This window comes from Aliiglaciecola sp. CAU 1673, from assembly GCF_029223185.1.
Lineage (GTDB): Bacteria > Pseudomonadota > Gammaproteobacteria > Enterobacterales > Alteromonadaceae > Bowmanella.
Window position 1 is genome coordinate 223,026 of sequence record NZ_JARHUG010000003.1, and the last position, 12,742, is coordinate 235,767.

At 51.1% G+C, this 12,742-nt stretch carries 9 protein-coding genes; 3 read left to right on the forward strand and 6 right to left on the reverse strand.

Features of this window, described 5'->3' with window-relative positions; all coding sequences use genetic code 11:
- Positions 1-123 precede the first annotated feature (123 nt).
- Together P2G88_RS04280 and P2G88_RS04285 are read left to right on the forward strand one after the other, a co-directional pair.
- A complete protein-coding gene (locus P2G88_RS04280) occupies positions 124-1,035 on the forward strand; it encodes an AAA family ATPase (protein WP_275794525.1) in 912 nt (303 codons plus the stop codon).
- The gene (locus tag P2G88_RS04285) at positions 1,028-2,044 is read left to right on the forward strand and encodes a general secretion pathway protein GspB (RefSeq protein WP_275794459.1); all 1,017 of its coding nucleotides are present in this window, start codon (positions 1,028-1,030) and stop codon (positions 2,042-2,044) included. Before P2G88_RS04280 ends, P2G88_RS04285 begins: the two co-directional genes overlap by 8 nt.
- An 86-nt stretch (positions 2,045-2,130) precedes the next feature.
- Here the strand turns inward: P2G88_RS04285 and P2G88_RS04290 are convergent, their stop codons facing one another.
- From P2G88_RS04290 to leuA, 6 genes are all read right to left on the reverse strand, one after another.
- Positions 2,131-3,324, reverse strand: a complete 1,194-nt coding sequence (locus P2G88_RS04290; protein ID WP_275794460.1) for an HD-GYP domain-containing protein — start codon at positions 3,322-3,324, stop codon at positions 2,131-2,133.
- 149 nt (positions 3,325-3,473) lie between these two features.
- Complete coding sequence (locus P2G88_RS04295) at positions 3,474-5,396, reverse strand: hypothetical protein (protein WP_275794461.1); 1,923 nt, start codon at positions 5,394-5,396, stop codon at positions 3,474-3,476.
- Positions 5,397-5,566: 170 nt separating this feature from the next.
- A complete protein-coding gene (leuD, locus tag P2G88_RS04300; protein ID WP_275794462.1) occupies positions 5,567-6,169 on the reverse strand; it encodes a 3-isopropylmalate dehydratase small subunit in 603 nt (200 codons plus the stop codon).
- Positions 6,166-7,566, reverse strand: a complete 1,401-nt coding sequence (leuC, locus tag P2G88_RS04305; protein WP_275794463.1) for a 3-isopropylmalate dehydratase large subunit — start codon at positions 7,564-7,566, stop codon at positions 6,166-6,168. Before leuC ends, leuD begins: the two co-directional genes overlap by 4 nt.
- Positions 7,566-8,663 carry a 3-isopropylmalate dehydrogenase gene (gene leuB / locus P2G88_RS04310; RefSeq protein WP_275794464.1) on the reverse strand — a complete coding sequence of 366 codons (1,098 nt, stop codon included), beginning with the start codon at positions 8,661-8,663 and terminating at the stop codon, positions 7,566-7,568. Before leuB ends, leuC begins: the two co-directional genes overlap by 1 nt.
- Positions 8,664-10,220, reverse strand: coding sequence for a 2-isopropylmalate synthase (gene leuA, locus P2G88_RS04315; protein ID WP_275794465.1), 1,557 nt, complete (start codon positions 10,218-10,220; stop codon positions 8,664-8,666). It abuts the gene before it with no gap.
- A gap of 402 nt (positions 10,221-10,622) precedes the next feature.
- On the opposite strand from leuA, the gene flhA reads away from it, so the two are divergent.
- Positions 10,623-12,722, forward strand: a complete 2,100-nt coding sequence (gene flhA / locus P2G88_RS04320; RefSeq protein WP_275794466.1) for a flagellar biosynthesis protein FlhA — start codon at positions 10,623-10,625, stop codon at positions 12,720-12,722.
- Positions 12,723-12,742 lie beyond the last annotated feature (20 nt).

The window sequence follows — 12,742 nt, forward strand, 5'->3', positions numbered from 1 at the left end:
TTTTTTTGTGACACGCGATAAGGCATATCATTCACTGAGTTTGGCCTTTGACAAGCCAGGGATAAGGGGTTAGCTTGGCTCTCTTTGTTGTTGACCCTCTCCATTACCGGTGCCGCCAAGCCCATGTATTTGAATTATTTCGGCTTATCAGATAACCCTTTCTCTATTGCGCCCAACCCGGACTATTTGTTTATGAGTCCCCGGCATAAGGAAGCCCTGGCCCATTTAACCTTTGGTCTTAGGGAAAGTGGCGGCTTTGTCATGCTCACCGGCGAGGTGGGGACCGGCAAAACCACGGTATCGCGCAAACTGATGCAGCAATTGCCGGATAATACCCAGGTGGCGATGATCCTGAATCCCACCTTGTCGGCCATAGAGTTACTCGCCACCATCTGTGATGAGCTCGGGGTGGACTATGAAGATGAAAAGGCCAGCCTCAAATATTTTACCGACAAGATCCTAAGCCGTCTGGCAGCCAATCATGAGCGAGGCATCAACACGGTATTGATTATCGATGAGGCCCAGCACCTGCTGCCTGAAGTATTGGAGCAACTGAGACTGTTAACCAATCTGGAAACCAATCGCGAGAAGCTTTTAAAAGTAGTGCTGATTGGTCAGCCGGAGTTGCAGCAACTGCTTAAACGTAACGAGCTTCGCCAGTTGGCCCAGCGTATTACCGCCCGTTATCACCTGTTGCCGCTGACCGGCAGCGAAGTGAAAGACTATATCGCTCATCGCTTATCAGTAGCTGGTGGCGACAAAAGTCTGTTTAGTGCCAGCGCACTGCAGGCGGTGTATCAGATCACCGGTGGCATTCCCCGAGTGATTAACCTGTTATGCGATCGCGCGCTGACATTGGCTTTTACCAAGCAACGCCCACAAGTACCGCGCTATCTGTTTTTGGCAGCAGCCGGGCAAATTCTGGGCGAGGATGTGGTCAGCCAGCGCCAAGGCCGACAATGGGGATTGCTGATGGGGGGCTTATTGTTATTGGGCGCGGCGCTGGGATTTATCGCAGGGAGGCTGTATGGCTGAGCGTGTAAGCATTGATGCTCTGAAACCGGGCATGGTGATCCTGCAAATCGCAGCACAAAACGGCCCGGTAAAAATTCGAAAATCCGGCTTGGTAACCAGCGAGGCCATGGTACACGGCCTGCGTGAGATGGGCGTCAGTGAACTGATTATCGACCCGGCACAAACAGTAGAACTGGAAACCAGCGCCCCTGTTGCCCCAAAGTCCACTCATACCCGAACTTTGTTACGCCGGGATAGCGGCCATAAGCCTTTGGATAATCAGCTCTCGGAGCAGTTTAATCGCAGCTTATTTATGCCTTCGGTGCAGTCTTTGCCCGGCCCTTGGCGCTATTACGGCAAACGGGCCCTTACCGGGGCGATGGTACTAATCGGCGGTTTTGCGCTGGGCTGGACTGGCGCGACTTATGAACAATGGCGCGGTATTTTTGAGAGTAAGCCGGTGGTTGAGGTAGCTGCGACGCCAGCGGCAAACAACGTGGTTAATGTGCAAGATGCGTTGCCGGCGCCAGCGAACAGCAGCCCTGTCGATCAGTTACCAGCAACGTCCCCCGATACTGAGACTGCGGTGCCTGCCAAAAGGCTGGTCAGTATTCCTAACGGTGAGGCTGAAGTGGAGGGCGACGTACTTAACACGCCTGCTAAAGTGCCATCTACACAAGATATTTCTCCAGAGCTTATGCAAAAATTCCGCGAAGCGGTGATTGCCCTCGATGAAGAAATGCCCCTTGAGAAACCGGTTCGGGAGCGTCCTGCGACAATGGAAACCAGTGACGTGGTTAGTGTGGATCAATTACCGGCCTGGGTGCAGGCCGATTTACCCAGCCTCTCTTTCTCTGCCCATATGTACGCCTCGGAAGCGGCAGATCGCTGGGTACGGGTGAACGGTATGGCGCTAGGTGAGGGGGATTGGATCACCGACAACCTGAGAATTCTGCGTATCGAACCCCAGCAAGTGGTGTTGCTGTTCAAAGGTCAGGAATTTAGTATGGCCGCGTTAACCGATTGGTGAGATGCGTAACAAATGACGAGCTTCAGACGGTCGGGCTGGACAAACACTTCGGGCATGCGCTGTCCAGCAACATATTAGACTCCCTTTTAGTCCAACTGTCCTAAAAACACATCCTTAAAAAACTTAGGCAGATTCATTTTAAATTCATCAGGGCGCACCCCCGATTCGATTTTATCCTGTGCTTTGGATAAATCGACAATCTTTAATTCTGTGTAATGTTGTGAGCGAGCTGAGTAAAAAGTGCGGACAATGGGACACAGGGGATCTTCTTTATTCATCCTTGTGACAATGCCGATTTTACCGCTCTTGAGTTTGACCAATGAGCCTACTGGGTGGACGCCCATGCAGCGTACAAACTGCTGCACCAACTGTTGATCTAGCTTTCCCTGACTGCTGGATAACAGTGATTTTAACGATTGTGTGGGCGTGAGCGCCTTACGCCAAGGTCTATCAGATGTCATTGCATCATAAGTATCCACAATGGCGGCCATGCGAGCATATACGGACAGCTCATCACCGGACTTACCTTTTGGATAACCAGACCCATCCAATCTTTCATGGTGGTTTGCCACCACATCCAGTACTACTTCCGATTCAATCTTGGAGGATTTCAGCAATTTAACGCCAAAATCCACATGGGTACGCATCAAGTTTTGCTCTTCGTTGGTCAGTGAGGATGGCTTATCCAGCAAGTTGTTTTGTAAGGTGGCCATGCCCACATCCATCATCATGCCGCCTTGACCGAGTTCATCAATCAACTCTCGGTCGAAACCCAAGTGACGGGCAAAGAGTCCCATCAGGATTGAACTGTTGAGGGAGTGCTCCAGCAAATAATCATTCTTGTCTTTAATCAGGGTTAGACAGGAAAGAGCATTGGGATTGTCAAACAGCGACTCCATCATATCGTGACTCAGCGACATCAGTTCGGTCACTTTTACCTGCGCACCCTGACGAAGACGCTTGAATATTCTTGATTGAACAGTTTTCGCCTGACTATATAAGTTTTGCGCCTCTTTCAGGGCCCCGGCTTCACTCTTCTTAGGTGGTGGATCTTCCTGCGCTTTAGGCGCAGCCACAGGCTCTTCTTCTTTTTCAAAGCCAAGCAGACTGCGTGATAAATCCACTTCTACTTCTTTAATGCCACGCGCTTTAAGGCGGGGAATAATGCCAGGATCCTTGATCAATCCGGAGGTTTTCACCTTAAGAAAACCGCTCTGTTCGGTGACCTGAGTCACATACATACCGGCCTTAATTTCGTCGATGGGAAAGCGCTTTAACATAGGATTGTCTTACTGCCGTTGACGTCGCGAATAGACAGGGCTGAACTATCGACCAAAGTGGACAAGAGATCAAGCTGTTGCGTTGTAAGCGGGGCGTCGGACACGAAAGAAACCCGGTTTTTGAGGATACCGGGTTTCTTTGTGGAACATTACTGAGAGGCCTTTTTAGTCATGATCACCAAAGAAGCACTTTGTATGGTTTCATCGTACAAATCATACTGCAACTCTTGCCAGAAGTAGTGCTTGTCACCCTCAATTTTATAGGGCGTTAACTTGCGGCGTACCAGGGTAGAGAATTCGCCATTGGCTCTGGCATTCTGGATAATAGAGACGCATTCTTCATAACTGTCGGCTCCGGCACAACTGGATCTATAATTGACCAGGTTAAAGCTGTCATCGGCATTTAGCGTCCAAAAGCCCCTTGGTTCAGCATCGTAACTGTAATGGTAGTAATCGCCTTTGTTATTGCCGGCCAATTTCATATGGTCCTGCTGCCAGCCATCGAACTTCAGAAAGCTGAGGTGCTGATAGCGGCCCTGCAATTGTTCACTGCTCAGTGATATAGGCTGAGCCTCTTCGAAACTATAGAAATAGGTATAGACTTCATTGCTTTCGGTAAGCAGGTTGAAGCCGGTGGCCACTCTATCACCGGCAAGGGTGAGATAGAATTGGTAGGTAGTGGATTGCCCGGCATGGCTAAGCGTTAAACTGTTCTGTTGCCTTGACCAGTTGATTGGTATGGACAAGATGTCGCCGTCAATGGAACGGGTTTCCAATCTGGCGGATTGAGCATCATCAATAATTAACCTGTTGGCGCTTTTAAGTAAGGGGTAATTCTCAAAGGCTGCGGGAATAGTAAATCTGGATGCATATGTGCTGCCCACCGCTATCTGCGGCGCTTCTGTGGGGGTGAGCAAACTGAATTCCTGCACGCTGGTGAAACTGCTTTGTAAAAAGTGCTCTAGTCCATCGTACTCGGCTAGATTAGTGCCGGAAAATTCATCCGTTAGCTCCGGCTTGATGGTGGTTTTCATTATCATCAGTGCTGTATCGGCAAACAGAATTTCTGCTTCGCTGAGGATAAAGTTTACTGCGATCTCCACATCTCTGCTGTCTGCCCTTCTGGGCACTCTGAGAGTGTAGTTCTCGATGACCGCGGTGCCTGTGGAGCTATTTAGTTGGATGCCCGTGGCGTTTCCAAAAGCAGCCAGGCTGACATGGTAGCTACCGCTGTAGCTGGCGGAGCGAAGTGCATTCCATTCCACATTTATATAGTAATTGAGTCGTCCTTCCAGGACGCTTCTTTCCAGATCCAGATCCAGCGACAACGCAAAACCGGCTGGCGATTGGGGATCACCGTACATGGCTTTGTTGGGGGCATAAGTTGATGGTACTAGAGTATTGGTGGTAAAGGACTCTCGCTTGTTACTGGCGATATGCAACCGATATCTGTTGCCCTCTTTCACCAATGCTTCAATTTCCAGGTTTTCCATTGTGCAATCCTGGCAACCCGGCTCCATTACACGAATATCGATAAAACCGTAGTTAACGCTCCAGGACAGTGGATAGGGCTGTTTGTCATTGTCGACGAATACACCGCTATAGTCCTCGAACAAGTGAACTTGATGACCGGACTCCAAAACCCAGTGTCCGGTGAAGTTATCTCGGCCCAGATTGATGTTCTGGTATTGATCCGGGTTGTCTTCCACCTCGATATTCAGCGGGTAGCTGGTGCTGGCCTTGCCGTCGGACACCGTGACCTGCAGGCTATGGCTGCCGATATCAAAAAAGCCGGCGTTGGCTTTGAGGGTCAGTTGATTCTGATTGAAATCGTAACTCAACCAATCCGGTTTTTCGGTGAAGCTTACACTGAGGTTGTCACCGTCACTGTCTTTGGCATCAATGACTAATAAACCTTCAACTCTGGCCTTGGTATTGAGGCTGAATAGCCCTGACAAGGTTGGTGCACTATTGGGTGTTGATGGAGTGCTAGTATCGTTGCTCGAAGAACCTCCGCCGCAGCCATAAAGCAGCGTTGCCAGCAACAGGCAGGCAATAGAATGCGCTTTCATTATTTCACTATCCTAGACATTTTGTGTTTTAGCTCACAAGGCGTGAACCACCAGTCTTCCTGACCGAAGGGGTAGAAGAGGCGAGAATTCTAGCAGAACGGCTCCCACTTCGACAGGTGGAGCAGTCGAAAAGATAGCCCGTCCTATTATGCCTGAATGAAGAAAAGAGGTTATTCACGCCAGGCGGGAATACTGCGCTCATATAAGGCAATAGCGTCTTGTAGCGTCAGGGTTTCGCCAATGGCATCCAGGCCTTTGATTAACTTGAATTTATGATGGGCCTCAATGGCGAAATCAAAACGGTAATCGCCCAGTTTGACCTGCTGTGCCGGTAAATTCACGGTGATCTGTACCGCCGGATCCGCCTTCACTGCGTCAAACAGCACATCCATTTGCTGGCTTTCAAGGGCAATGGGTAAAAGCTGATTGTTCATGCAGTTGCCGTAAAAAATATCGGCAAAGCTGACGGCAATCACGACCTTGAAGCCATAATCCGTCAGTGACCAGGGCGCGTGTTCACGGCTACTGCCGCAGCCAAAGTTTTCCCTGGCGAGCAAAATGCTGGCGCCCTGATATTCGGGTTTATTCAACTCAAAGTCAGGATTAGGCTCTTTTTCATGCAGATCCAGGTAACGCCAGTCGTGAAACAGGTGCTTACCATAGCCTGCGCGGGTCACGGCAGTAAGGAATTGCTTGGGGATAATCTGGTCGGTATCCACGTTGGCCCGATCCATCGGCACAGCGGTGCCTTCAACAATACTGATACCTGTCATGCGTCAAGCTCCCTGATATCTACAAAATGCCCAGCCAGCGCCGCTGCGGCGGCCATTGCAGGGCTAACCAAATGAGTGCGGGCGCCCCGGCCCTGGCGGCCCTCAAAGTTACGGTTACTGGTGGACGCGCAGCGATCGCCCGGCCCTAATATGTCGTCATTCATCCCCAGGCACATGGAGCAACCCGGCAAACGCCAATCAAAGCCTGCCGCTTTGAAAATGCTATCCAGTTTTTCGGCTTCGGCCTGTTCTTTCACGGCGACTGAGCCAGGTACTACGATGGCATTGACGCCACTGGCGACCTTACCTTTTTGCGCCACTTTGGCGGCTTCACGCAGATCTTCGATACGGCTGTTGGTACAAGAGCCGATAAACACATGGCTGATGGCCACCTCACTGAGTTTCTGTCCGGGCTTTAAGTCCATGTATTTAAGTGCTTTTTCTGCAGAAGTACGGGCCACCGGATCGCTGATGCTTTGTGGTTCAGGGATCGCCTCATCGACCGCCACCACTTGGCCAGGATTAGTTCCCCAGGTGACCTGAGGTTTAATGTCCTGGGCATGTAACGTCACTACCTTGTCAAAATGGGCATCGGCATCGGATTTCAGGCTTTGCCAATAAGTCAGGGCGGTATCCCAATCTTCTCCTTTAGGGGCCCGAGGCTTATCTTGCAGATAATCGAAGGTGATCTTGTCTGGTGCAATCAGGCCTGCTTTGGCCCCGGCTTCAATGCTCATATTACAGATGGTCATACGCCCTTCCATTGACAGGGCCTCAATGGCGCTGCCGGCATATTCCATCACATAGCCGGTGGCGCCGGCATGACCGATTTTACCTATAATGGCGAGGATAATGTCTTTGGCGGTAACGCCCACTGGCAGTTTGCCATTGACCTCTATCTTCATGGTTTTGGCCTTGCCCTGTTTCAGGGTTTGAGTGGCAAACACATGCTCCACCTCAGAGGTGCCAATCCCAAAGGCCAGTGCACCAAAGGCACCATGGGTAGCGGTATGAGAGTCACCGCATACCACGGTCATACCGGGTAGGATCAGACCCAACTCCGGGCCAATCACGTGCACGATGCCCTGACGCTTGTGGCCCACCGGGAAAAGCTCGACACCCTGTTTTTGGCAGTTTTCCTTCAGGGTCACCAGCTGCAGTTTATTGGCATCGCCGCAGGCATCCAGTGCCAATGAGCGGGTAGAAATGCTGTGATCCATGGTCGCAAAGGTGCGTTCGGGACAGCGTAGCTTACGGCCTTTTTCCTCAAGGCCGGAAAAGGCTTGCGGAGAGGTCACCTCGTGGATCAGGTGGCGGTCGATATAAATCAGGTTATCTGTACCGACTTGGGCCACCAGATGGGCATCCCAGATCTTCTCATATAAGGTCTTACCCATCAGTGCTGCTCCTTGATGCATCGGGTGATAAAGTCGCCTACTTGTTGCGTGCTTTTGGCTTGATGCTGCTTATCTTTACTTAACAACTCTGCCGTCAGCATGCCTTGGGTGAGTGCTTGTTGCACTGCCTTGTCAATGGCGTCAGCGGCATCATTTTGGTTAAGACTGTAGCGCAGTAGCATGGCTGCCGAGAGAATTTGTGCGATAGGGTTGGCAATGCCTTGCCCGGCGATATCCGGGGCCGAGCCGCCGGCCGGCTCATACATGCCAAAGCCTTGCTCGTTAATACTGGCGGAAGGCAGCAATCCCATGGAGCCGGTCAGCATGGCGCATTCATCGCTTAAGATATCGCCAAACAAATTGGAGCAAAGCAGCACGTCAAACTGGGCCGGATAACGGATCAGCTGCATGGTGGCGTTATCGATGTAGATATGCTCAAGGGTGACATCCGGATAGTCAGTGGCAACTTCTTCGGTCACTTCGCGCCACAAACGGCTGCATGCCAACACGTTGGCCTTATCCACCGAGGTTACCTTTTTATTGCGAAGCCGGGCAGCCTCAAAAGCCAGCTTGGCAATTCGACGAATCTCACGACGGGAATAGCGCATGGTGTCAAAGGCCTGCTGTTCTTCGCCTTCTCCTTCGATGCCTTTGGGTTTGCCAAAATAAATACCGCTGGTCAGCTCGCGCATGACCAGTAAGTCCATGCCGGCCGCGCTGATATCGGCGCGAAGCGGTGAGAGGGCTTCAAGACCAGGATAAATACGGGCAGGGCGCAGGTTGGCAAAAAGGTCGAAGTGACTGCGCAGGGTCAACAGGGCGGCCCGCTCAGGACGTTGTTCCAAAGGCAGTTTGTCCCATTTGGGTCCGCCGATAGAGCCAAATAAAATCGCATCGGCGCGTTCGCAGCCAGCCAGGGTTTCTGGGGGCAGGGCATGGCCATGTTTGTCGATGGCACAGCCACCCACATCAAAATGCGACAAATTAAAGGTTAAGGAGAAACGCTCGGCGACAGCGCCTAACACTTTGATGGCTTCTGCCATCACTTCGGGGCCGATACCATCCCCAGGCAGCACCGCAATATTGAACTGGGTCATCTAGACTCCTGCAATTTTCTGTTGTTGTTTTTTCTCGTCAATCTGGTCGGCCAAACAGGTGTTGTTCAGCACGTAAATCAATGCCTTTACCCCGGCTTCGACAATGTCGGTGGCAAGACCGATACCGTTGAAACGACGACCGTTGTACTCGGCAACCACACTGACCTGCGCCAACGCATCGGCACCTTCGCCTTTGGAGTCCAACTTAAAGTCGACTATTTCCACATCGCGCTTGCCGATGACCTGGATAATGGCATTAAAGGCGGCGTCTACCGGACCATTCCCGGTGGCCGATGCGGTTCCCTCTTTATCGCCCATGCGCATTTTTACAGTTGCTGATGGGATCATCCCTTTGCCGGCGTTGGCATGCAGATACAAAAGCTCATAAAAGGCTTGCTGCTGCTTTTGTTGGTCAAAGAACACCAAGGCTTCCAGATCGTAGTCAAAAACCTGGCCTTTTTTATCGGCCAGTTTCAAAAACGCCTGGTACAGGGTATCCAAATCATAATCTTCATCTTTGTAACCCAGTTCCAACATGCGGTGTTTGATCACATGACGGCCCGAGCGCGAGGTCAGATTCAGATGGTTTTTGTTAATACCCACACTCTCTGGCGTCATAATTTCATAGGTATTTTGCGCTTTTAAGACCCCATCCTGGTGAATGCCTGAGGAGTGGCTGAAGGCATTGCTACCGACAATGGCCTTATTGGCCTGCACCGGCATATTACAGATTTGGCTGACCAGCTTTGAGGTGCGGGAAATCTCCTGGCTGCGAATACCGGTTTTTAGTCCTAACAGCGCCTCACGGGTTTGCAGGATCATGGCGATTTCTTCCAGCGAGCAGTTCCCGGCGCGCTCGCCGATGCCGTTGATGGTGCACTCAATTTGCCTGGCGCCATGCTGCACTGCAGCCAGGCTGTTCGCTACCGCCAAGCCCAAATCGTTATGACAGTGCACCGAGATAGTGGCTTTATCGATATTGGGCACACGGTTAAACAAGGTTTGGATAATGGCACCAAATTCACTGGGGATGGTATAGCCTACGGTGTCTGGAATATTGACCGTGGTGGCGCCCGCATCAATTGCCGCTTCCACCATCCGGCACAGATAATCGATATGGGTGCGTCCGGCATCCTCACAGGAAAATTCCACATCATCGGTATAACGACGCGCATGCTTTACAGCGTTTACCGCCATCTCCAGCACCTCTTGTTGGGACTTGCGCAATTTTGCCCCCACGTGAATATCTGAGGTGGCGATAAAGGTATGGATACGAAAACGCTCGGCGACTTTCAGGGCTTCACCACAAGCATCGATATCGGCCATCACTGCGCGGGAAAGACCACAGACGATGGCATTTTTGACTTCCCGGGCAATGGTTTGTACTGACTTGAAATCACCTGGCGAAGAGACCGGAAAGCCCGCTTCGATAATGTCGACACCAAGCCTTTCCAGCGCCAGCGCAATTTGAAGCTTCTCTTTTACGCTCAGGCTGGCCGGCAGTGCTTGCTCGCCGTCTCGTAAGCTGGTGTCAAAAATCTTCACTCTGTCTGTCATGGCCTGATCCGCCTTGTTGTGTTCCAAAAAGTAAAAACCCGTGCTGGGCACGGGTTTTTTAATCTCTATCGCCAATCGGCAATACCTACCCGTGCAAACGTGCTGCCATAAGGAGTAGGAAAGCGAGAGAGGCGTGTTTCATGTTATTCAGATGTATTGAATTACTGGCCCTATTAGTAACCTGGCACAAAAAATCAGTCAACCAAAAATTAGGTAAATAATTTCGATTTTCTGTTTAAAGATGGCTTGCTGCGTCAGTCTGTTTGTTTTATGTGGTATTGGTGAGATGTTTATTCTAAATATTCAGCGTTTTTGCAATGCGGGGTTTATCCCAGGAATATTTTTAGAACTGGCACGTTAGTTGCGATGCACGGTCAGACGTCAATATTTTGTTGTTTGACCATGGAATTACCGGCTTATTTAACACGCATCAACAAGAACCAGGTACAGCAATTCACCTCAGGCCTCGGGGCGCCACTGGTATTGCTGGCGATTATGGGCATGGTGGTTCTGCCTATACCGCCGTTGTTGCTGGATATTTTGTTCAGTTTCAATATCGCCTTGTCCCTGGTGGTCATTCTGGTGGCTGTCTTCACCAAGCGTCCCATCGATTTTGGTGCATTTCCCCTGGTCCTTTTGATTGCCACCATTTTACGTCTGGCCTTGAACGTGGCCTCTACCCGGGTGGTTTTGCTCGAAGGACATGAAGGTGGAGATGCCGCCGGTAAAGTGATTCAGTCTTTCGGCGAAGTGGTAATTGGCGGTAATTTTGCCGTGGGTATTGTGGTCTTTGCCATCTTGATGATCATTAACTTCAAGGTCGTCACTGCTGGTGCCGGGCGGATTTCAGAAGTAAGCGCCCGCTTTACCTTGGACGCCATGCCGGGTAAGCAGATGGCCATCGATGCCGACCTTAATGCCGGCTACATAGATTCAGACGAAGCCCGCCGCAGACGCCAGGAAATCACCTCGGAAGCAGATTTCTATGGTTCAATGGATGGTGCCTCAAAGTTTGTCAAAGGCGATGCTATCGCCGGCCTTTTTATCATGCTGATCAATATCGTGGGTGGCCTCTTCATCGGTATGATCCAACATGATTTGAATTTCTCCAGTGCCCTTGAAATCTACACCATCCTGACCATCGGTGACGGTTTGGTGGCACAGATCCCCTCACTGTTACTGTCGGTGGCCACCGCCATTATCGTCACTCGCGAAAATGAAGAGCAAGAAGTCGGCACAGAGCTCAAAGGGCAGTTGGGTAACCGCCGTGCGTTGGTCATTGCGGCGGGGATTCTGTTTGTGATGGGGATTGTACCCGGCATGCCGCACATGGCGTTTTTAAGCTTTGCGTTTTTGTTGGGGGGCTACGCCTTCTGGGATTGGCGTAAAGAACAGCAGCAGGCCAAAGAAGGCGCCTTGCAGCCGGTCCAACCGGAGCAGTCCAGACAATCCACCGAAGTGAAAGAGTTGGGCTGGGACGACGTACAGCACGTCGATACCATCGGCTTGGAGGTGGGCTATCGCTTGATCCCCTTGGTGGATAAATCCCAGGGCGGAGAGTTGCTTGCTCGTATCAAAGGGGTGCGCAAGAAGTTATCACAGGAACTGGGGTTCCTTATCCCACCTGTACATATCCGCGATAACCTCGACCTGAATCCTAATACTTATACCATTGCCATGTTGGGTGTAACCCTTGGCGAAGCGGATATCAGCCATGACAGTGAACTGGCCATCAATCCTGGTCAGGTGTTTGGTAAGTTGGATGGCAAACCGACCAAGGATCCGGCCTTTGGCCTGGATGCGGTATGGATAAGGCCGAATCAGCGAGAGCATGCACAAACCTTGGGCTATACGGTAGTGGATGCCGCCACGGTGGTGGCCACCCATTTAAGCCAACTGTTAACCAACAATGCTTATCAGTTGCTGGGCTATGAAGAAGTGCAACAACTGCTGGATATGCTGGCCAAACAAAATCCGAAGCTGGTGGAAGGGCTGGTGCCGGATATTCTGCCCATGAGCACCGTGGTAAAAATTCTGCAGACCCTGTTATATGAAGGCGTACCCATTCGCGATCTGCGCAGCATTGTACAAACCCTGTGCGAGTATGGTCCTAAGAGTCAAGATCCCGACGTTCTGGTGTCTGCTGTGCGTATCTCTCTGAAGCGTTTGATCGTGCAGCAGGTCAACGGTGGCGCCAAAGAAATCCCCGTTATTACTTTATCTCCGGATCTGGAACAGATATTGCACCAGTCATTGCAAGCGGGTGGTGGCGATGGTGCCGGCATCGAGCCTGGGTTAGCGGAGCGCTTGCAGAAGTCTTTAACCGATGCGGCGCAACAACAGGAAATGGCGGGTGAACCAGCGGTATTGTTAACCTCTGGAATGCTCAGGCCAATTTTGTCCAGGTTCCTTAAGCACGCCATACCCGGGTTACATGTGCTGTCATATCAGGAAATTCCCGATGACAAGCAAATCAAGATTGTCAGTGCAGTAGGTCAGTAACGGCACCGCAGTAATCAGAC

Coding starts and splice junctions, on each gene's coding strand:
- leuA (WP_275794465.1), bottom strand. CDS start 10,220: ATGACAGACAGAGTGAAGATTTTTGACACCAGCTTACGAGACGGCGAG.
- leuD (WP_275794462.1), bottom strand. CDS start 6,169: ATGACAGGTATCAGTATTGTTGAAGGCACCGCTGTGCCGATGGATCGG.
- leuB (WP_275794464.1), bottom strand. CDS start 8,663: ATGACCCAGTTCAATATTGCGGTGCTGCCTGGGGATGGTATCGGCCCC.
- leuC (WP_275794463.1), bottom strand. CDS start 7,566: ATGGGTAAGACCTTATATGAGAAGATCTGGGATGCCCATCTGGTGGCC.
- P2G88_RS04290 (WP_275794460.1), bottom strand. CDS start 3,324: ATGTTAAAGCGCTTTCCCATCGACGAAATTAAGGCCGGTATGTATGTG.
- P2G88_RS04285 (WP_275794459.1), top strand. CDS start 1,028: ATGGCTGAGCGTGTAAGCATTGATGCTCTGAAACCGGGCATGGTGATC.
- P2G88_RS04280 (WP_275794525.1), top strand. CDS start 124: ATGTATTTGAATTATTTCGGCTTATCAGATAACCCTTTCTCTATTGCG.
- P2G88_RS04295 (WP_275794461.1), bottom strand. CDS start 5,396: ATGAAAGCGCATTCTATTGCCTGCCTGTTGCTGGCAACGCTGCTTTAT.
- flhA (WP_275794466.1), top strand. CDS start 10,623: ATGGAATTACCGGCTTATTTAACACGCATCAACAAGAACCAGGTACAG.